We start from the raw sequence: 20281 nt of genomic DNA, 5'->3' as shown, positions 1-20281 counted from the left end.
ATGACCGCGTCCGGTTTGCGCGCGGCGCATCCGCGCGGCGCATCCGCCCGCCTGCCGGCGGGCCGCGTCCCGTTCCGCCTTCCCCGCATACGCAAAAAGCCGCTTCGCGGGGAAGCGGCTTTCAGGGTGCACGACGGGTACACGACGGGCATGCGGCGGCCTGCGGCGCGCCGGATGCACGCCCATGATGCATCGTATTCCGAAGCCAATCCCACTTCCCTACGCTGGCATTACCCAGATCAGGTTCAAAGGGACAAAGGCGTTTCCGCCTTATCTCAGCCCGCAAGGGCGCCCCTAGTGGATTCGATTTTTACTATACGGGAGTTCCCTTCATCTGTCAACCAATCTTGAGATTGGACAAAAAATATCTCCTCCGGATTCCACCCGCGCGAAATCCCGGCGCCTTGAACCCGTCACCCCCCGATTTCCCGTTTGAACAGCGCCATCCACGCTTCGGCTGTCCGGTCCCATGTGAACTTCTCCTCGACGCGCTTCCGGCCGGCCTCGCCCATCCGCCTGCGGAGATCCGGATCGCGGACGAGCTCGCCGATCCGCGTGAGCAGCTCCGCCTCCATGTTCGCCGGATCGACGAGATACCCCGTCTCGCCGTCCGCCACCACCTCGACGATGCCGCCGACCCGCGAGGCGACGACCGGCAGTCCGCTCGCCATCGCCTCGACGTTGACGAGGCCGAACGCCTCTCCCGGCTTCGACGGAACGACGGCGATGTCGGCCGCGAGGAACCAGTCGGGCACCTTCGTGTACGGCACGTACGGCACGAATTTCACATGCCGCTTCATCGCGCGCGCCATCCGCTTCAGCCGGCGGGAATACGCCGTCTCCCGGTGCGAACCGTAAAACGGGCTGCCGACGATGACGAGCAGCACTTCGGGATGCTTCTCGGCCAGCTTCGGCAGGATCGCCAGCAGATGATGCACGCCCTTGCGCGGGATGAGCCGGCCGGTGAACAGCACGACGGTCCGGTTCGTCCAGCCGCGGTCCTCGCGGAGCTGACGCCTTTTTTCGGCGTACCGCTCGTCCCAGATCGGCCGGAAGCGCTCGAGATCCACGCCCAGATGGATGACGCGCAGCTTGTCGGCCGCCTCCGGCACCCGCCCGGCCACCGTCCGGCGCAGCCAGTCGCTGTTGACGAGCACCAGGTCGGCCGCCGCGAGGCTCCGCTTCAGGTCCGCTTTCCGGATGTACCGCCGCCCGATGAACGTCTTCGACTGGAGGCTCAGCCAGATTTTCGTGCGGGGAAAACGCCGCCTCAGCCGGAGCACGTAGAGCGGACGGTTCTCCACCTGGATGAGGTGCGGGCGGAATTTCCGCATCGCCTTCCCGACCGCCCGCACATACGCGCGCTTGTCGGCGGCGGGAAACCGCTCGACGCGCACGCCGCCGATCGATCCGACGCGGCCCGCCCCGCGCCCCGTCCGGCCGTAGATGCGCGGCTCGAACCGCGTCCGGTCCAGCCGGGGAACGAGGTATTCGAGGACGCGTTCGACCGAGCTCGCGCCGGGCGAAGGAAACACGAACGAACCGGGCGTGACAAAGGCCACCCTCACCGGAGCCATCGGCCCGACCTCCTCCAACCGGAATCCCTGCCTGCAACATATGCGGGCGGGGCGGCGGATGTCCCGGGAGCCGGTCCGCATCCTGCCGCGGCGGATCCGCGCCGGTTTTTCGGTTGAATTGTCCGCGGCGTTGTGGCACACTAGCGGCGAAGCCCGCAGGGGTGACGCACGAACCCCGCAAGGAAGGAGTTGGCGCAGCATGAGCCGATGGCTGCTGAGGACGCTTACGGAATTGGGTTCGCGGAAATGGATCTCGCGCCTCGCCGGCCGCATCGCTCATTCCCCCGCCAGCAAGGCGCTCATCCCGCGGTTTGCGCGCGCCTACGGCATCGCGGTCGAGGAAGCGGAGAAGCCGATCGGCGAATACGCGACGTTGAACGAATTTTTCACCCGGCGGCTCAAACCGGGAGCCCGCCCGGTCGACGACGCGCCCGGCGTCCTCGTCAGCCCGGTCGACGCGCGGATCACCGGCATGGGGCCGGTCCAAGGCGGAACGATCCGCAACGTCAAAGGCCAGGACTACCCGATCGACGAGCTGCTCGGCTTCAGTCCGCGCGCTTCCGTGTACCGGAACGGCTACTGCATCGTGCTGTACCTGAGCCCGTCCGACTACCACCGCATCCATTCGCCGGTGGACGGCGTCGTCGTCGGGCGCCGCCATCTGCCGGGCCGCGTCTATCCCGTGAACGAGTTCGGCATGACCCGCCTGCGGCGGGTGCTCAGCCGGAACGAACGGCTCATCACGTTCATCCGCCACGAACACGGCGAGATTGCGCTCGTGAAGGTCGGCGCGCTGAACGTCAGCGGCATCCGCTACACCGACCCCGCGGCGGAGCGGCTTGCCCGCGGCGGCGAGCTCGCCTGGTTCGAATTCGGTTCGACCGTCGTCCTGCTCGCGGAAGACGGCACGTTCGAGCCGCGCGGCGATCTTGCCGTCGGCGACAAGGTCCGCATGGGCGAGGCGCTTGGACGGCTCAAACCCAAATCCTGATTAATCCGTGACAAAAAGGCCCCGCTTTCCGCGGGACGATCCAACGTCATCTGCTGCTGCGGCAGCCCGACATCCCGCCGTCCGTTCCGGCATCCGGCGAACGCTCCGCGCCTTATGGACGAAGCCGCCGGAAAGGTGCCGTGGCATGCCGGCCGTCCGCTTCACGGCACGGCGCCGCTTCCGTCCGGACGCGGAAATGCACCCCCGCCCATCAGGTCCGGCGCCGCAGGCCACCCGGGCGCGGCAGCGCGCGCGCCATCCGCTCCACGGCCGCGTCCATCGTCCGTTCATCCAGATGGGCGAATCCGAACAGCGCGCCGCGCCGATCGGAAGCCTCCAGCCGATACCGATCCCCGTCCGTCCAGACGACGCCCTGCTCGCGGCAGGCTTCCCGGAACGCCTCGTACGAATCCGGATCTCCGAGCCATTCGCCGTACACGTGCAGGCCGCTTGCGGCCGGATACCAATCGAACGGTTCCCCCGGCAGCTCCTCCAGCAACCTGCGGAACCGGATCAGCCTCGTCCCGCAGATGCGCTGCATGCGCCGCAGATGGCGGGCGTACGCGCCCGAAGCCATGAACCGCGCCAGGGCCCGCTGCCAGATGAGATCCGTCGGATGCGGCTCGATCCACGCCTTCAAACGGCGGAACGGCTCCACGAGCCCGTCGGGCAGCACCGCGAAGCCGATCCGGACGTCCTGAAGCATCGTCCGCGAGAACGTGCCGATATAGATCACGCGGCCGTCCCGGTCCATCGCCTTCAGCGGCTCCACCGGCCGACCGCCCCAGTGGAACTCGCTGTCGTAGTCGTCCTCGACGATGACGGCGCCCCGCCGCACCGCCCAGTCCAGCAGCGCCGCGCGGCGCTCCATCGGCAGCACGCCGCCGGTCGGGAACTGCCGGCTCGGCGTGACGAACAGCAGCCGCACCGGCCAGTCCTCCGGCACGATGCCCGACTGGTCCACCCGCGCCGCAATCAACCGTCCTCCCGCCGCCTCCACCGACGCCCAGGTGCCCGGATAACCCGGATCCTCGACGACGGCCGGATCGCCGGGGTCGAGCAGCATCATCGCGATCAGCGCGATCGCCTGCATCGAGCCGTTCGTCACGACGATCTGGTCGGGAGCCGCCCGGATGCCCCGCGTCGCCGCGAGATGCCGGGCGATCGCGCTGCGCAGCGGCCCGTGGCCTTCGGCCCGGAAGGCATCCTCCCGCAGCCTGCCCGGGAAACGCCGAATCTCCGCGTAGACGGCCCGCTTCCATTCGTCATGGGGAAAATCCGCGATCACCGGCTGCCCGATCCGAAGGTCGTACGGGGCGCCGGGCTCCGGGGCAAGCCGCATGCGTCCGGCCGCGGCAACGATCCGGCTGCCCGGCGCGGACAGCCGAAGCTCCCCGGCCGGCCCTTCCCGTCCTTCGCCCGCCGCGCGGTCCCGCCCGTCCGCTCCCCCGATCCGTCCTCCTTGCGGCGCGCGGTACGCCGCGTACGTTCCCGATCCGACGGCGGTCCGCACGTAGCCCTCCGCGTGCAGCATGTCGTACGCCGCCGCGGCCACGCCGCGGGATACGCCGAACGAAGCGGCGAGCAGCCGCGTCGCCGGAAGCCGCGAGCCCTCCGGCACCGCCCCCGCCAGCATCGCGGCGCGGATCGCCTCGTAAAGGGCATCCCGCTTGCCGCGTCCTTCCGCCAGAAACCTCTCGTACAGCGGCCGCACCGCGATCTCGAAACCGCTCATTCCGCATTCCCCCGATCCGCCCGTGAAATTGGACCTGTTTTTTTTACTATGAATCGGCTCTTCCAACCTGTCAATTGCCGGATTATGATCGGATTCGCACGAAAGGGGGAAATTGGGAATGAGAAGGGAAGAATTCGAGGTCACGGATTCCGGGGAAATCGAACGGTTCCTCGCGGAAGCGAGCTTCGGCTTCCTGTCGGTGATCCGCCCGGACGGGCGGCCCGGCATCACGCCGCTCAATTTCGTGTATACGGACGGGGCGTTCTACTTCCACGGCAGCCGGATCGGGGAGAAAATGGACAGCATCCGCCAGAATCCGCGGGTCGCCTTCGCCGTCGCGCGGGAATACGCGATCATTCCGTCCTATTTTACCGATCCGGAGCTGGCCTGTCCGGCGTCCGCCTATTTCAAGTCGGTGGTCATTTCGGGCCGCATCGAGGTCGTTGAAGATGTAACGGAGAAAGCCGCGGCCCTCGGCGCGCTGATGCGGAAGCTGCAGCCGGAGGGCGGCTACGACCCGATCCGCCCGGACGATCCGCGGTACGCGCCGCGCCTGAAGGGCGTCGCCGTCCTGAAGCTGGTGCCGGAATCCGTCACCGCCAAGTTCAAATTCGGCCAGAACCTGACGGACGAGAAGCGCGCGGAAATCGCCGGGCGGCTCAGGGAGCGCGGCCTGCCGCTCGACGCGGAGACGACGGAGCTGATGGAACGGTACCGGCCGCGGGAGCCGAAGACATGAAGCCGCCCGCCGGACCGTCCGGCGGACGGCTTCGCCCTATCGCACTTCGGACGGGCTCTTGCCCGTATATTGTTTGAACTGGCGGCTGAAGAAAAAGATGTCCCGATATCCGAGGGCGTCCGCCACTTCCGTCACGTTCATCCCGGTGTGCATCAGGAGATGCTGCGCGCGTTCGATCCGGGATCGGATCAGGTATTGCTGCACCGACATGCCGATCAGTTCCTTGAACTTGATCGAGAAATAACGCGGCGACAGGTTGGCGCGGCGTGCCAGATCCTCGACGCGGTGCTGCATGCCCGGATGCTGGCGGATATAGTTCGCGATCTCGTGGATCGTCTCGGTCAGGTGGTTGCTCGTCTTTTTCTCCTGCGGCTGGCCGTAGTCCTCGCGCAGCAAATGGATGAGCAGCAGCTTGAGGAGGAGTCTCGCTTCTTCCTCGTACGCGTAGGTTTTGAACAGAAACCTGCGCACGTACCGGGACAGCAGATGCTCGAATTCGACCGTCTCCCGGATCACCCGGTACGATTTCGGGATGAGTTCGACCGGTTCCGTCACGTCGAAGTGGATGTAGGTCAGGGTGAGCGGTTTCTGCGGATTGTGCGTCGCGGTCGGGTGGTCGCCCGGACGGAACAGGAAGCAGCTTCCCGGGCCGATCTCGTACGTCTTGTCGTGAAGCTCCAGCCATCCCTGTCCGCTCCAGACGTAGAACAGATCGTAGTTGGGCAGCGGCTTTTCCCTTTTCGCCCAGCGCCAGTTGGGTTCGCAGCTGATTTTGGCCACCCACGGCAGCAGCACAAGCGAATTCGGTGACAGTTTCAGCATGTCGCCACCTCCTTCATGTCCGCAGCGTTCTGCCCCCATCATACATCAGTGCCGAAAAATCGCGCAACACGGACCGGTGCGCGCGGCACGCGGCCACAAGTACGTTTGTCATGGCAATGGTGAACCCGTGATGATATAATATTCGGGCAATGGACGACGTCCGGCTGCCCGGACATGAGCTTATACGGAAAGGATGCGAGGAACGATTGACGATTCATCCGTTGGCCAGACAACTGAACGAGACGATTGAACGCGAGAACCCCCACGTCTACGCCATGCTGTCCGATTTGGGTCGGGCGATCTATTTTCCGAAGGTGGGGATCCTGAGCCAGTCGGCCGAAGCGCGCGCGAAGGCGAAACGCTTCAACGCGACGATCGGCATCGCCCTCGAGAACGGCCAGCCGATGCATCTCGAAGTCATCCAGCGGACGCTGTCCGAATACGACCCGAAGGACCTGTACGACTACGCCCCGCCGGCCGGCAAGCCCGAGCTGCGCAAGGCGTGGCGCGAGAAGATGCTGAAGGACAACCCGTCGCTTCGGGGCAAATCGTTCGGCCTGCCGATCGCGACGAACGCGCTCACGCACGGCCTCAGCATCGTCGCCGACCTGTTCGCGGACCCCGGCGACGCGGTGATTCTGCCCGACAAGAACTGGGAGAACTACGAGCTGACCTTCGGCGTCCGCCGCGGCGCGGAGATTGTGCAATATCCGCTGTATGACGCGCGGAACCGGTTCAACAGCGCCGGGCTGCGCGACGCGATCCTGTCCCGCAAAGACCGGAGCGGCAAGGCGATCGTCATCCTGAACTTCCCGAACAATCCGACCGGCTACACGCCGGGCAACGCGGAAGGCGACGAGATCGTCGCCGCGATCCGGGAAGCGGCCGAGGCCGGCGTGAACGTCGTGGCCGTGACGGACGACGCCTATTTCGCGCTGTTCTTCGAGGACTCGCTGCGCGAGTCGCTGTTCGGCAAGCTGGCCGGCCTGCATCCGCGCGTCCTTCCCGTCAAGATCGACGGCGCCACGAAGGAGGAGTACGTCTGGGGCTTCCGCGTCGGCTTCATCACGTACGCGTCGGAGTCCGAAGAGCTGCTCGCCGCGCTCGAGCAAAAGACGCTCGGCATCATCCGCGCCACGATCTCGAGCGGCCCGCATCCGTCGCAGACGTTCGTGCTGCGCGCCCTGCAATCTCCGGAATTCGACGGGCAGAGGCTCGAAAAGTTCAACATCATGAAGCGGCGCGCGAACCGCGTGAAGGAGCTGCTCGACAGCGGCCGGTACGCGGGCGCGTGGGAATATTACCCGTTCAATTCCGGCTATTTCATGTGCCTGAAGCTGAACGGCGTCTCCGCCGAACAGGTGCGGAAGCGGCTGCTCGATGCCTACGGCGTCGGCACGATCGCGCTCGGCGAGACGGATCTGCGCGTCGCGTTCTCGTGCATCGAGGAGGAACATCTGGAGGAGCTGTTCGACTCGATCCACAAGGCCGTGCTCGACGTGAAGGAAGGCCGGGCGTGAAACCTGCCATAACCGGAAGACCGAAAAACCCGCAGGGCGGAGCGCATTCGCGGGATGTCAGCCCGTAAAGGCGCTTCGCTCGCTGCGGGTTTTGTTTTCCGGTTCCCGGCGTTCTTCCCGTGGTTGCCGTTGACCGTTGCCTGCGCGGTTTTCTTTTGTCCCCCGCCCGCACGGCGGTCAGAAGAGCCATTTGCCGTCCTTCTGCACCAGTTCGCCGTCGAGGTAGATCTCGCCGCCGTCCTTCAGGTTCTTCACCATGTCCCAGTGGATCGCGGACTCGTTGCCGCCGCCCGCCTCCTCATAGGCGCGGCCGAGCGCGAGGTGGACGGAGCCGCCGATTTTCTCGTCGAACAGAATATCCTTCGTCGGACGCGTGATGCCGAAGTTCATGCCGATGCCGAGTTCGCCGAGATAGCGCGCCCCCTCGTCCGTGTCAAGGGCGGCGAGCAGCGCGTCCTCGCCCTTCTCGGCGGACGCCTGGACGACCCTGCCCTTTTCGAACACGAGCCGGATGCCGCTGATCTCGCGGCCGTTGTAGACGGTCGGCCAGTCGTAATAAATGCGGCCTTCGGTGAGCAGATGGTTCGGCGAGTAGAAGATTTCGCCGTCCGGCACGTTGTGCTCTCCGGCGCAGATGACGCCCTTGCGGCCTGCGATGTCGACGGTCAGGTCCGTCTCCTTCCCGACGATGCGCACCTTGCTCGCGCGGTCGAACCGCTCGGCAACGACTTTCATGGACCGCTCCATTTCCGCGTAGTCGACGTTCGTCGCCGAGAAGACGAAGTCCTCGTATTCCTCGAGCGACATTTCGGCGTCCTGCGCCTGCGCCTGCGTCGGGAACAGCGTCAGCACCCAGCGCGCGCCGCCCTTCATCAGGTACTCGGACAGCTTTGCCGTCGCGCGGCGTCGTTCGGTGAGCCGCTTCGGATCGACGCCGGTCAGCTCCTTGTTGTTGGCGCCGCCGAGAATGCGGATGACGGCGTCCGCCTTGTGATACAGCCACTCCATCACTTCGATGTCCCGAAGCTGCTCGTCGTTCGCCTCGTCGAAGAAGATTTTGTCGAGTTCCGCCAGTCCGACCTGCAGGATCGGATGGGCGCCCGCCCGCAGCACCTCGCGGAACGTCTCCTTGATCAGCGGCGCCGTCTCGGCGTTGCCGATGATGAGCACCCGCTCGCCGGGCTTCGCCTTGATCGAATGGCCGACGAGCACCTTCGCCAACTGTTCCACTCGCGGATCACGCATGGGAACGCCTCCCTTTCGTTGCAGGTATATTGGGTATGGTGGCCGGTATGGCCGGTTATTGGCTGATAGGGCCGCTACGGGCTTGGCAGCGGCGGATGAACGGCACCCCATGCCGTTCTTTGCCCGAATCCCCCCGTCGCCGGGCCCGTTAACGGCACCAGGTGCCGTTATGGGCCGCGCATCGCCGGCGCAACCGTCGGTCAGCGGCGCCATGAACGGTACTTCGTACCGCTACTGCACGCCCGGACGCGCCAACCATCCCGCCAACGGTACGCCGCACCGTTGCACGCGCCGCCGGAACGACGACGGCGCACACGCCGGCCGCGCGGCCTAGTCCCCCGTCGTCTCGCGCGCCAGGCTCCGGCGCAGGCGGAGCGCCATCGCCGGCACGAGCGTCAGGCAGCCGGCAAGCGCGGCAGCCGCCGGCACCCAGTGGCCGGCGAACGCCGCGGGCAGCCCGGCGGCGAGGCCGAGCGGCGCGGCGCAGGCGAAGTGCGCGACCGTGGCGACGCGCAAGGCGGCGCGCCGGCGCCCGGCCTCGGGCAGCGGGTACAGATGCCGCCATACCGTGTGCCGGTGCGCATCGCGCACCGTGCCGGCCTGCACCCCGGCCGCCAGCGCGAACAGCCAGGCGATCATCGCCCCCGCCCAGCCCGCCAGGACGCCGGCCTTCCCGACGACCGCGCCGGCCAGCCCGCCGACGGCGGTCAACCGGATCAGCATGCCGCCGAGATCGGTGCGGACAAGCGTCAGCGTATAGAGCAGCAAATATGTATGGTCCCGGCCGTGTCCGATATAACCGGCGATCCAGGCCAGGTACGGCCGCCGGGCCGGCGCCGCGCCCTCCGCCGGAATATCGGTGAAGGAGCGGAAGAACCGCTCGTACCGCCGCCGCGTCTCCGCCTCCTCGTCGAACAGCCGCTGCCAGGGGAACCGGTGCCGGACCGGCAGGCGGCAGACGGCGGCCTGAAGCGCGGCGGCGGCAGCCGCGAAGCCGAGCGCGGCGAGCAGCGGCTGCACAAGCAGCGCGTAGACCGCCGCCACCGTCAGCGCGGCGCGGAGCAGCCGGCACAGCAGCCGCGCATATCCGCGGGCCATGCGGCGCTCCTGCCATGCGCCGGCGTCTTCCAGCGCCTTCAAGGCAAGCAGAACCGGGATAAGCGCGGCCGCCCCCGTCGGCGCACCGCTCTTCCCGTAGAGCGGCGCGAAGAGCAGCCAGGCGGCGAGCAGCAGCGCGCTGCCGGCAACATACCCGTTGCGCCACGCGGCCTTCATGTACCGCCGCATCTCGTGCTCGCGCGGCATCAGGAAGACGGCGTCGGCCGGCCGCAGGTACGTGCGCAGCGGCGACCGCACCAGCAGCAGCGCCATCAGCGCGGTCCCGACGGCGGCCGTCGGAAAATCCGGCGGCACTTCCTCCAGAAACGCCGTATAGCTGCTCAGCGCCACGAGCACAGCCAACACGACAAACGAGGGAAACCCGCTCCGCGCCATGTCGCGGACATACGGGGCCACGGCCTTGCGCCAGTCTTCCGCCCGCGCCCGGCGCAACGCTTCCAGATCATGTTCCATAGGCATCCCTTTCCGGGGCGATGAAGCGGAAGAACAGCCGCTCGAGCGAAGCGCCGGGCATGCCGGCCGCCTCCCGCAAGGCGTCAAGCGTGCCCGAAACGATCAGCCGGCCGTCGTGCAGCAGCAGATAGCGGTCGCAATAGCCCTCGAGCATCGAGAGGATGTGGGAGCTCACGAGAATGGCCGAACCGGAACGTTTCTCCTCGTCCAGCCGTTCGAGCAGTGACCGCACGGCCAGCGGATCAAGCCCGAGGAACGGCTCGTCGATCACATAGAGCGGCGGCGACGCGAGCAGCGCGTTCATGATCATCACTTTCTGCTTCATGCCCTTGGACAGATGCGCCGCAAACGCGGACCGTTTGTCCGCCATCCGGAATTCGCCAAGCAGCCGCTCCGATCGCTCGGCATACCGCGATTCGTCGATTCCGTATGCCATCGCCGTCAGGCGCAGATGCTCCTGCACCGTCAGCTCGTCAAAAAGAATCGGCGTCTCCGGCACATAGGCGAATGACCGGCGATACCGCTCCGGATCCTCCTCCAGCGTGACGCCGCCGATCCGGACCGTGCCGCTGAACGGCTTCATCAGTCCGAGCAGATGACGGATCGTCGTGCTCTTGCCGGCGCCGTTCAGCCCGATCAGCCCGACCATCTCGCCCGGCGCGACCGCGAAGGTCAGGTCGCGCAGCACGGGCCGCCGCGGGCTGTATCCGCCCGACAGATCCCTCACCTCGACGATCGGCTCCATCGGATCACCTGCCTTGTCTTCCCATTATACCGGACCTGGGACAGCCGGTTCAAAAAGACGGTGCCGAATGGCAGGGACAGCCCGCCAAACGCGAGAAGGGCCGCTCCGTCCCGTCCGCGGCAAGCGGACGGCAGACGGTCGGCCCTCCTGCATCCGTTCGGCACGGATGCGGCCTCAGGATTTGATCACGATCTTCGTCACCGTCGAATTCGTACCGGACACCTCGACATAGCGGCCCACGGTGAGCAGCGAAGCGTCTCCGACGATCTGGACGTCCTGCGACACGTTGTAGATGACGGCCAGCGTGCCGCCGTCGGTCTGCTTCGTCAGCGAGATCGTCGCAAGGCGCCCCTGTCCGTTCAGGGTGACCGAATTCACGACGCCGGCGTCCGTGAACGCGTTCGATTGCGGCGCAGACTTCGTCACTTCGATGAAGACGGCCTCGCCGCCCGCGGTCAGGACGAACACCTGGTCACCCGGCCGCAGCGCGGAAACGTCCGCCTTCGCCCCGTTCCGGAAAATGAACGCATTCGCGGCGATCGGCAGCACGACGTCGGTGTTGTCCGGACGGGTCACGACGATGGTGCCGGACGTGACCGTCTTCACCACGCCCGTCACCGTGCGATCGTCCCGGTTATCCGGCAGATGGCTGTCGGTGCGGTCCAGCAGCGCCGCGAGTTCCGCCCGCGTCACCGGACGGTTCGGACGGAACGTGCCGTCCTGATAGCCGGTGATGAGCCCCTTCTCGACGGCCAGGGCCACGTAGCCCACCGAGCCGGCCGGAATGCTCTTCGCATCGCGGAACGGCAGCGAGGTGTTGTGCTTCGCCTTGGCTTCCTTGTCCAGACCGAGCGCCTTCACGAGCAGAATGGTCGCCCACAGCCGGTCGGCCGGCTTGTCGGGATGCACCTTGTCCTCCGTTTCGGAGAACAGGCCGTTCTCCACCGCGACCGCCACATAACCGACCGCCCAGGGATACTTTTTATAAAGCTTGTCCGCGTCCTTGAATTGCAATTGGGTCCGCATTTCCTCTTCCGACTCGGCTTGGTCACGCAGCCCCATCAGCCGGACGGCGGCCGTCAGAGCCTCGATGCGCGTGACCGTCCGGTGCGGCTTGAACGTGCCGTCTTCATATCCGGTGAAGACGCCCTTCGAGGCGAGGCGCATGATCGGAATGAGCGCCCACTTCAGCTCGTCCTCATCCTTGAACTGCAGCCGGATGACCACTTCGTTCGGGCCGACGCGGTCCGGCTGTTTCTTGACCTCATGGCGCCTTTCCTCGCCCTTGCCGCCCTTCGCGGGCCCTTTGCCCTTGCCGTCCGCAAAGGCCGAGGCGGCGCCGCCGAACAGCATCAGGATGGCCAGGGCCGAAATGGCGATTTTCCTCCATGCGGAGCTTCGCATGGCTCAAACATCCTCCTTCCGATCGAACGGTGATGGTCAATCGACCGGCGCGCCGTGTCGTACGCCTACATCATTCGGAACCGTTCGATCGTTTCAGGGGGGATCGGCCATCCGAGAAAAATGAAGAAAAATTCATTCTTCCCGTGACCGGGCCTCGCGCTCCCATATCGCCTTCAGCCATCGCGGCGCTCCCTTGTTCTTCCGGTCGATCTCCCGCTCGCGCCGCTTCTTCTTGCCCGTCGTCCGCGCTTCACCCGGTCCCGCAGCCGGGGCCGGATGCGTCGTCCGCATGCCGTCCGCGTCCGCCCCGGGGGCCGCCTTCGCAACCCGCAATCCGGACGCCGCTGCCTCCGCATCCTGCTTCCGCTTCCCGGCGGAACCATCCGCCGCCCCGGACCGCGGGCCTCGCCGCCCGGCGGTGGATGCCGCCTCGGAACGGGTTCCTCTCCGCCGCTCGGCCGGATCGACCAATTGCCCGGCGTACAGCTCGCGCTCCTCGATGACGATGCCGAGCCTGCGCGACAGCTTTCCGATCCGCTGCCCATCGCGGGGCCCGGCCAGCGTGACCACCGTCCCTTCGCGGCCCATCCGGCCTGTCCGGCCGGCGCGGTGAACATAACGCTCCGGATCTTCCGGCACGCCGAGGCTGACCACCAGTTCCAGATCCGGGATGTCGATGCCCCGGGCCGCGACGTCGGTCGTCACCACGACGTTCAGCTTCCCGTCCCGCAGCCGCTCGAGCGTCTGCGAGCGCGTCAGCTTGTCCGCGTCGCCGTACAGCGAGCCGGCCGCGAATCCCTCGTAGCGCAGCCGCGCTTCCCAGTGCGCGATCTGATCCGTCCGGTCGATGAAGATCAGGGCGGACGACGGGCGCAGCGCATGGAGCAGCCGCTTCGTCGCTTCGAACCACTTCCGCCTCTCCTCGCGCAGCGCGTAGTGCCGGATCGAGGCGGGCAGCCGGCTGTCTCCGGCCAGGTCGATCCGCACCGGATCCCGCATCAGCCGTTCTGCGAGCGCCACCGTCTCCGGCGGCAGCGTCGCCGAGAAGAACGCCAGCTGCCGTTCGGCGGACACGGCTTCGAGCACCGCGTCAAGCTCCTTCGTCGAGCCGAGCGCGAACATCTGGTCGGCCTCGTCCAGCACGAGCAGCTTCACCGCACGCAACTTGAGCTTCTTCATCGCGAGCAGTTCACCGAGCCGGCCCGGCGTCCCGACCGCAAGATGCGGCTTCTTTCGCTTCAAACCTTCGATCTGGCGGGTCACCGACGCTCCGCCGATCAACTGCTGCACGCGCACGCCCTCCGGACCGCCGAACCGCTCCGCCTCGCGCACGATCTGCATCGCCAGTTCCTGCGTCGGCGTCATGACGAGCACCTGCAGCTCCGGCCGGTCCGTCTCGATCCGCTGAATCGCCGGCAGCAAATAGGCCAGCGTCTTGCCGCTGCCCGTGTGCGACCGCACGCAGACGTCCCGGCCCTCCAGCATCGCCGGAATCGCCTCCGCCTGCACCGGCGCCGGTCCGGCCATTCCCGCCGCCTGCAGCCTCTCGGCCAGCGAAGGCCGCACGCCGATCGATGTCCACTCCATATCCGACAAGTCCCCCTCGACGCAATCCGATCGGTTCTTCTGAATGCTTCGATCTTCTTTCTATTTCCGGTTCAGCCACGTGCCGGCCACACGATCGCCGATCCGCGGAAACAGGTGGTACAGCCGGACGCCGATCGCCGCGGGCAGCGGCATATCGACCTCCGCCTTGCGCGTCTCGATCACCTTCACGATGCGGGCCGCGACCTTCTCCGGCCGCATCATGAACCACCGCACGTTGCGCACATAATGGCCCTCCGGATCGGCGATCTCGAAGAACGGCGTGTCGATCGGTCCGGGATTGACCGCCGACACCGCGATGCCGGTCCCCTTCAGCTCCAGCCGGAGCGCGTTCGTAAAGCCCAGCACCGCGTGCTTCGAGGCGGAGTAACCGGTCGACTTCGGCGTCGCGAACTTGCCGGCGATGGACGCGATGTTGACGATATGGCCCGTCCGCCTCGCAAGGAACGAAGGCAGCACCGCCTTCGTGCAGCGGACCATGCCCATGTAGTTCGTGTCCATCATCGCCTCGAAGTGGTCGAGCGGCGCGTCCCTGAACATCTCGAAAATGCCGAATCCCGCGTTGTTGACAAGCACGTCGACGGGACCGAAGTCCGCCTGGATCCGCCGCGCCACATCCTGCACCTGGTCGTTGTCCGTCACATCCAGACGGTAGACGCCGCATCTGCCCCCGGCCGCCGCGATATCCGCGGCCGTCTTCTCGAGCTTGTCCATGTTCCGGCCGGTCAGGATCGGCACCGCTCCCAGGGCCGCGAGCCGCTTCGCCGTCTCGGCCCCGATGCCGCTGCCCGCACCGGTGATCCAGACGATCTTGTCCTTCAGCATGGCCGTCGCCTCCTGCGAACAGTGTACTGCAACCTCGTCCGAATGGCAAAGCCGACCCGGGGAACGCGGAGGCCGGCGCCGCAGGCGGGACTCCACACGGACACGGATTCATGATACGATGCCTGTTGCAGGGACGATCGACGGACGTCCGGGGGACGGAAGCCGGACCGGCCGAAGCGACGGGAGGGTACAAAATGCCCAACGTATGGACGCACATCCTGTTCGGCGTGGAAGCGTTGGATCGGATCGGCGAAGGGGCCATGATCGGGGATGAACGGAAACGAAGGCTGTTCCAGCTCGGCTGCCAGGGACCGGATTTTCTTTTCTATCACCATTTTCTGCCGTGGAAGCGCGGGGATGCGATGAACCGGCTCGGCGAAGCCATGCACGACCGGCACTGCGGTCCCGTGCTGATGGAATTGCTGGACGGCGTGGCGGGACGCTCCGCGGACCGCACGAGTCCGGACGACGCGGTCGTCTATGCGCTCGGATTCGTGTTGCATCATACGCTGGACCGGAACGTGCACCCTTATGTGTTCAGCCGCTCCGGATTCCGGAAATGGGACCACCAGCGTTTCGAAGTGATGATGGATACGATCGTCATGCGCCGGAAGCGCGGCATCGAGACATGGCGGACGCCGGTGTGGCGGGAACTGGACGCGGGCCGTGCGCTCCCGGAAGCGATCGTCGACGCTTTCGAACGGATTGCCGCCCGGTACTATCCCGAACTGGCCGCAACGATTCGCCGGGAAGACTGGAACCGGGCCTGCCGCGACATGATCGGCGCACAGCGGCTGTTCCATGATCCGACCGGCATCCGGCGCCTGCTCACATTCGGCAAAATCGGGCCGTTCGTGTACAGGCGAAGGCTTCCGGATCTCGACGTGCTGAACGACGCCGGCCGGCCGTGGCTCGATCCGACGGACGGCATGACCCGCCGCGCCGACACCTTCGACCAGCTGTGGGATCGCGCGATGGACGAAAGCGTCGACATCCTGCGCGCCGCGCTCGAATGGCTGCGGCACGAGTCGGGGGAGGCGGATGCCGGCCGCGATTCCGCCCGCGCCGCGGAATGGCGCGGGCGGACGGCCGTGCTCATCGGCAACCGGTCCTACGAAACCGGTCTCGACTGCGGCGCGGCCGTGATCCGGTACGCGGACCCGATCTGGCCGGACGGCTGCGGAGCCCGGCCCGAAGAAGCGCCGCCGGCATGAGCGGGCTTCACATCGCTTCGCGCGCCTGCGCCTTGCGCATCCGCATCCGCATCAGGCGCAGCTTCTCGTAGATCGAATCGAGCGGCTTGCCCTCCAGGTCGGCCTCCGGATACACCTGCCGCAGGATCGGCTTCAGATACCGGTCGCCGACCTCCCGGATCGCGGCCTGGATACGTTCCCGCTCTTCCTCCGGAAGCCGGGCGATCTCGCGGTCGAGCAGGGGGCTCATGTCGTAGCCCTCGCGGTCGAGCTGCTCGATCCGCTCCACGAGCCGCCGCCGTTCCATGCCGAGCGTCTGCGCCAGCTCGTCGAGCCCCAGGCCGTCCCGCACCGCCTGCAGGATCACGCGCGTCGTGCGGTGACGCTCCATCTCCGATTTGTACCGGAGTTCCTTCTGCTTGTACAGCCATTTCCGGTAGGCCTTCGGATCGAGCACCTCCTGCACCCAGGTGAGCGGGAACGTCGTCCGCCGCTCGAAGCCGCGCGTGATCGCCAGCACATCCCCGGCGTACAAGGACGACTTCGCCTTGCCCCAGCCGGGAATCTGGCGCAGCTCCTCCTCCGTCTGCGGCACGAACGCGCTGATCATCATGAGCAGGCTGTTCCGCGCGATCGCGTACGGCGCCTTCCGCTCGGCCGCGGCCCGCGCGCGCCGCCATTCCCGCAGCGCGTTGTACAGGTCCTCCCGGCAATGGAGCTCGCCGTAACATTGCAGCATCGACACGTAGCTGCCCGCCGGGGCCCTGCGGTCCTCGAGCATGCCGTCCAGCACCGGCTCGTACCCTTCCCCGAGCTTGACGGCGACGCCGTGCCGGAAGGTCGAGAGCATCTCCTCCCATGAGGCCCCCTCATACCAGATGTCCGTCCGGACCGATCCGCCGCCGGGCTCCGTCCAGACGACGGACCAGCGCCCCTGCGACTCGCCGATCGACACCTGCGCCGCGACGACCCGCCCCTCATCCGTCCGCTTCTCCAGCGTGTTCAGAAAGACCAGCTGCATGTCCATGCACCTCCGCTTGATGTTCGGAACGCCCGGCCGGCGTGCGGACAAACACAAAAAGCACCCCGCATGCATGCGAGGTGCTTCCTCCCGACCGGTTATCCGATTGACTATACTATACCAGATTGTGCAAAGAGCGGCAAGCGTCACGCCGGATCGGCCGTGCGGACGCCCGACCGGCTGATCTCGACGCAGGCCAGGACGAAGGCGCCCACGCCGTGCAGGTCGTTGTCGCTGACCGGCCGCGCGACGTAATGGGCGTAGTCGCCCGCCGAAGTGCCGACGCAGATGTCCGGCACGACCAACCGTCCCCGCTCGTCATACCGCACCCGCTCCGTCAGGCCGCGGTATCCCCGCCATGCCGCCTCGAGCCGGTCTTCCCCGACGCAGCCGTGGCGGACCGCCTTGACGATCGTGTATACGAACAGCGAGGAACAGGAAGTTTCGAGCCAGTTGTCCGGCCGGTCCCCCTTGTCCACCACCTGGTACCACAGGCCGCTCGCGCCGTCCTGGTAACGGATCAGCGCGTCGACGAAGCGGCCGAGCGCCGGCTTCAGCTCATCCCTGCCCGGATGGCCCTCCGGAAGCCAATCGAGAAAATCGGCCAGCGCCATGCCGTACCATCCGAGCGACCGCCCCCAGAACTCCGGCGAACAGCCCGTCTCCGGATTCGCCCACGGCGCCGCCCGCTTCTCGTCCCACGCATGGTACAGCAGCCCGGTGCGCCCGTCGGTCATGCGACGCCGCATCGTTTTCTCCCATTCGAGCACCATCGGGATCAATGCTTCATCGCCGTACCGGCGGGCGTACTGCATGGCAAACACGCCGCCCATGTACAGGCCGTCCAGCCACATCTGGTACGGGTATTTGTCCTTGTGCCAGAACGCGCCTTCCGTCGTGCGGTTGAGCGTGCGGAACAGGCCGCGCAGCTTGTCGGCCGCGATCCGGTATCGCCGCTCGCCGAACTCGTCTTCCAGCGGGAACAGGATCAGTCCCGCCATGATCGCATCCAGCTCGTCCCGGGCGAACAGGAAATTTCCCGCTTCGTCGATCAGGTGGTCCGCATACGCCTTCGGATAGCGCAAATACCGCTCGTCCCCGGTCGCCTTCCAGAGCTGCAGCATGCCGTGCAGGAAAATGCCCTGGTGATAATGCCAGCGGCCGGCGGGCGGAAGTTCCTGCGGGGCGTAGCGGTCGATCAGCGCGTCGCAGGCCTCCATCGCGTATTGCAGCGGACGCTTCCCTTCCGTCCGGCTGTCGTTCGGATTCTCCACCATTCATTCCTCCCATCGGTCCGTAAACAGATGATCCGCCACCGCGAAATGCTTCACCGGCAGGCCGGCCAGTTCCCGCAGCGCATACCGGATCAGTACGGCCTGCGTGCCGGCGTTCATGTCGCCTTCCGCCAGGCCGAGCCCGAGCACGATCGGCGGCGGCATGTCGGGGTAGGCTTCGCCGGGCTTCACCTGGGCCACGTTCGGAGCCGGCACGGAATGCCCCAGCTCGCGGGAAAAACCCCCGTCGCCCTGTTTCAGCCGTCCCATGTTCCGCAGCGTCATCTCGCAGATTTCCTCCAGCTCCTCCGCCGGAATGGCGAGCCGCATCGACGCCAGCAGGCTGATCGGGTTCCGGATGTAGCACATGTCCGTCGCTTCGTCTTCGCGCAGCGTCTCCAGAATGGAGCGGTAAATCTCCGCCTTGCGGGGCAGGGGAACGCCGAACCGTTCGTAGAAGATGTGCAGCTTGAACGTGCCGGAAATGCGCACATAACGGGTACCTTCCCCCCACAGCCCGCTTTCCGGATCCTGGATGCGGTTCAGATGGGCGAACGCTTCGCGCACATAGGGAGCGCGCTTTTCCGGCGGAAGCGCCAGCAGATGGACGGCGGAAGACGCGATGATATCGCATCCGCGCCAGCTGTTGGACAAGCTGACCGACCGAAGCCATTCCCCGTAGGCCGCGGGCGATTCCATATAGGCCGGCGTCGCCGGACTCCGCTCCGGAACCGGATGAAGCGGCTCCGCGCCAAGCATGCGCAGCGCTCCGAGGCTGTAGCCCAGCGCCCGGGCCACCGACACCCCGTCAAGCCGCATGTTCGGATCGGCATGGTAGAACAGGCCGGTGTCCGGGTCCTGTCTCGCCTGGAAAAAGCGAACCGCCTTCCGCCGCATCCTGTCGCTCCATCGTCCGATCAGTCCGGTTCGCTCCAGAATGTTCAGCGCCTGCGCCGTCGATTCGATATCCGGACCGTAAACGTTCGTCCGCCGCGAACTGGCGGCATAGTAGAAGCCGCCGCTCGCAACGTCGTATTGCCCGTCCAGCCATTCGAAAAAGCCTTCAAACCAGCGGTCGCCATCCTCCAGCAGCTTCTCCAGTCGACGGTTCCGGCCCATCGCGCGATTCACCCTTTGATCGAGCCGAGCAGCGCGCCCTTGACGAAATGCTTCTGCAGGAACGGGTAGACGAGCAGAATCGGCACCGTCGCCACCACGATGACGGCCATCTTGATCGTCTGCTCCGGCGGCCTGACATAGTCTTCGAGTGCGCTCGTATCCGCCGTCAGGCCGCTCGCGAGAATGACGATCTGCCGCAGAATGACCTGAATCGGCCACTTGTTCGCGTCGTTCAGGTACAGAATGGCCGGCAGGTACGTGTTCCAGTACGTCACCGCGTAAAAGAGCGAAATCGTCGCGATCGCCGGCATGGAGAGCGGAATGACGATGCGGAACAGGATGCCCCAGTCGCTGCAACCGTCGATTCTGGCCGATTCCTGGATGCCTTCCGGCAAGTTCTGGAAGAAGTTGCGCAGGATGATCAGGTTGAACGCGTTGATCGCCGTCGGAACGACCAGTGCGGCGTACGTGTCAATGAGCCACAGCGATTTCACCACGAGGAACGTCGGAATCATGCCGCCGCTGAACAGCATCGTGAACAGGACCATGAACATGAGGCCGCTCCGCCCGACCAGATCCCGCCGCGACAACCCGTAGGCCATGAGCGACGTGAGCAGCATGCTGAAGGCGGTGCCGAGCGTCGTCACGCCGACGGATACGGCCATCGCGCGGAAGATGGTGTTCGTGGAAAAAATGAAGCGGTAGGCGTCCAGCGACCATTTGGTCGGAATGAGCACGAACCGCTTGGTCGCCAGCTCCGCCACCGTCGTGAACGACCCGGCGATGACATGGATGAACGGCAGGATGCAGGCCAGCCCGATGAGCGCGAGCAGCGTATAGTTCACGATGTCGAACAGGCGACTGCCGATTGACTTGTCTTGCACCATGCGAAAT

Annotated in this window: 17 protein-coding genes and 1 riboswitch; of the genes, 4 read left to right on the top strand and 13 right to left on the bottom strand. The window is 66.2% G+C overall.

The features are described from left to right. Positions 1-199 precede the first annotated feature (199 nt). Positions 200-306, bottom strand: a riboswitch (TPP riboswitch). A 107-nt stretch (positions 307-413) separates the two neighbouring features. Next, complete coding sequence (locus tag A9Z00_RS09395) at positions 414-1577, bottom strand: glycosyltransferase family 4 protein (RefSeq protein WP_296976301.1); 1164 nt, start codon at positions 1575-1577, stop codon at positions 414-416. A 199-nt stretch (positions 1578-1776) separates the two neighbouring features. Here A9Z00_RS09395 and asd point away from each other — a divergent pair, with 199 nt between their 5' ends. Next, positions 1777-2568, top strand: a complete 792-nt coding sequence (gene asd, locus A9Z00_RS09390) for an archaetidylserine decarboxylase (RefSeq protein ID WP_296976299.1) — start codon at positions 1777-1779, stop codon at positions 2566-2568. A 211-nt stretch (positions 2569-2779) separates the two neighbouring features. Here the strand turns inward: asd and pdxR are convergent, their stop codons facing one another. Further along, entirely contained in the window at positions 2780-4303 is a 1524-nt protein-coding gene (gene pdxR, locus A9Z00_RS09385; protein ID WP_296976295.1) for a MocR-like pyridoxine biosynthesis transcription factor PdxR, read from the bottom strand. Positions 4304-4421: 118 nt separating this feature from the next. Between pdxR and A9Z00_RS09380 the strand changes: the two genes are divergently transcribed. Further along, positions 4422-5042 carry a pyridoxamine 5'-phosphate oxidase family protein gene (locus A9Z00_RS09380; RefSeq protein WP_296976292.1) on the top strand — a complete coding sequence of 207 codons (621 nt, stop codon included), beginning with the start codon at positions 4422-4424 and terminating at the stop codon, positions 5040-5042. Positions 5043-5078: 36 nt separating this feature from the next. On the opposite strand, the gene A9Z00_RS09375 is transcribed toward A9Z00_RS09380, so the two are convergent. Beyond that, positions 5079-5864 (bottom strand): helix-turn-helix domain-containing protein, encoded by a 786-nt coding sequence (locus A9Z00_RS09375; RefSeq protein WP_296976289.1) that lies wholly within the window; start codon positions 5862-5864, stop codon positions 5079-5081. Positions 5865-6076: 212 nt separating this feature from the next. Between A9Z00_RS09375 and A9Z00_RS09370 the strand changes: the two genes are divergently transcribed. Continuing rightward, entirely contained in the window at positions 6077-7384 is a 1308-nt protein-coding gene (locus A9Z00_RS09370) for an aminotransferase class I/II-fold pyridoxal phosphate-dependent enzyme (RefSeq protein ID WP_296976399.1), read from the top strand. A gap of 177 nt (positions 7385-7561) precedes the next feature. Here A9Z00_RS09370 and A9Z00_RS09365 read toward each other — a convergent pair whose 3' ends face one another. The 6 genes from A9Z00_RS09365 to A9Z00_RS09340 all read right to left on the bottom strand — a co-directional run bounded on the left by A9Z00_RS09365 (position 7562) and on the right by A9Z00_RS09340 (position 14780). Beyond that, the gene (locus tag A9Z00_RS09365) at positions 7562-8629 is read right to left on the bottom strand and encodes an aminopeptidase (RefSeq protein ID WP_296976286.1); all 1068 of its coding nucleotides are present in this window, start codon (positions 8627-8629) and stop codon (positions 7562-7564) included. Between the two features lie 330 nt (positions 8630-8959). Then, positions 8960-10201: an ABC transporter permease gene (locus A9Z00_RS09360; RefSeq protein WP_296976283.1), complete on the bottom strand. Its 1242-nt coding sequence runs from the start codon at positions 10199-10201 to the stop codon at positions 8960-8962. Next, complete coding sequence (locus tag A9Z00_RS09355) at positions 10191-10946, bottom strand: ABC transporter ATP-binding protein (RefSeq protein WP_296976280.1); 756 nt, start codon at positions 10944-10946, stop codon at positions 10191-10193. The genes A9Z00_RS09360 and A9Z00_RS09355 overlap by 11 nt, the downstream gene beginning before the upstream one ends. A 174-nt stretch (positions 10947-11120) precedes the next feature. Further along, positions 11121-12350, bottom strand: a complete 1230-nt coding sequence (locus A9Z00_RS09350) for an S-layer homology domain-containing protein (RefSeq protein WP_296976278.1) — start codon at positions 12348-12350, stop codon at positions 11121-11123. Between the two features lie 132 nt (positions 12351-12482). Beyond that, complete coding sequence (locus A9Z00_RS09345; RefSeq protein WP_296976275.1) at positions 12483-13937, bottom strand: DEAD/DEAH box helicase; 1455 nt, start codon at positions 13935-13937, stop codon at positions 12483-12485. 60 nt (positions 13938-13997) lie between these two features. Beyond that, entirely contained in the window at positions 13998-14780 is a 783-nt protein-coding gene (locus tag A9Z00_RS09340; RefSeq protein ID WP_296976272.1) for an SDR family NAD(P)-dependent oxidoreductase, read from the bottom strand. A gap of 194 nt (positions 14781-14974) precedes the next feature. Between A9Z00_RS09340 and A9Z00_RS09335 the strand changes: the two genes are divergently transcribed. Continuing rightward, positions 14975-15994: a zinc dependent phospholipase C family protein gene (locus tag A9Z00_RS09335; RefSeq protein WP_296976271.1), complete on the top strand. Its 1020-nt coding sequence runs from the start codon at positions 14975-14977 to the stop codon at positions 15992-15994. 7 nt (positions 15995-16001) lie between these two features. On the opposite strand, the gene A9Z00_RS09330 is transcribed toward A9Z00_RS09335, so the two are convergent. The 4 genes from A9Z00_RS09330 to A9Z00_RS09315 all read right to left on the bottom strand — a co-directional run bounded on the left by A9Z00_RS09330 (position 16002) and on the right by A9Z00_RS09315 (position 20274). After that, positions 16002-16994 carry an HRDC domain-containing protein gene (locus tag A9Z00_RS09330; RefSeq protein ID WP_296976268.1) on the bottom strand — a complete coding sequence of 331 codons (993 nt, stop codon included), beginning with the start codon at positions 16992-16994 and terminating at the stop codon, positions 16002-16004. 146 nt (positions 16995-17140) lie between these two features. Beyond that, a complete protein-coding gene (locus tag A9Z00_RS09325; RefSeq protein ID WP_296976396.1) occupies positions 17141-18214 on the bottom strand; it encodes a glycoside hydrolase family 88/105 protein in 1074 nt (357 codons plus the stop codon). A gap of 57 nt (positions 18215-18271) precedes the next feature. Further along, the gene (locus A9Z00_RS09320) at positions 18272-19387 is read right to left on the bottom strand and encodes a prenyltransferase/squalene oxidase repeat-containing protein (RefSeq protein ID WP_296976266.1); all 1116 of its coding nucleotides are present in this window, start codon (positions 19385-19387) and stop codon (positions 18272-18274) included. 8 nt (positions 19388-19395) lie between these two features. Then, positions 19396-20274 (bottom strand): carbohydrate ABC transporter permease, encoded by an 879-nt coding sequence (locus tag A9Z00_RS09315; protein ID WP_296976263.1) that lies wholly within the window; start codon positions 20272-20274, stop codon positions 19396-19398. Between the last annotated feature and the right edge of the window lie 7 nt (positions 20275-20281).

Origin of the sequence: Thermobacillus sp. ZCTH02-B1 (assembly GCF_002159085.1) — a bacterium.
GTDB lineage: Bacteria > Bacillota > Bacilli > Paenibacillales > Paenibacillaceae > Thermobacillus.
Note: the sequence above shows the minus strand (reverse complement) of the source record. Positions and strands in the feature narration are given on the sequence as shown.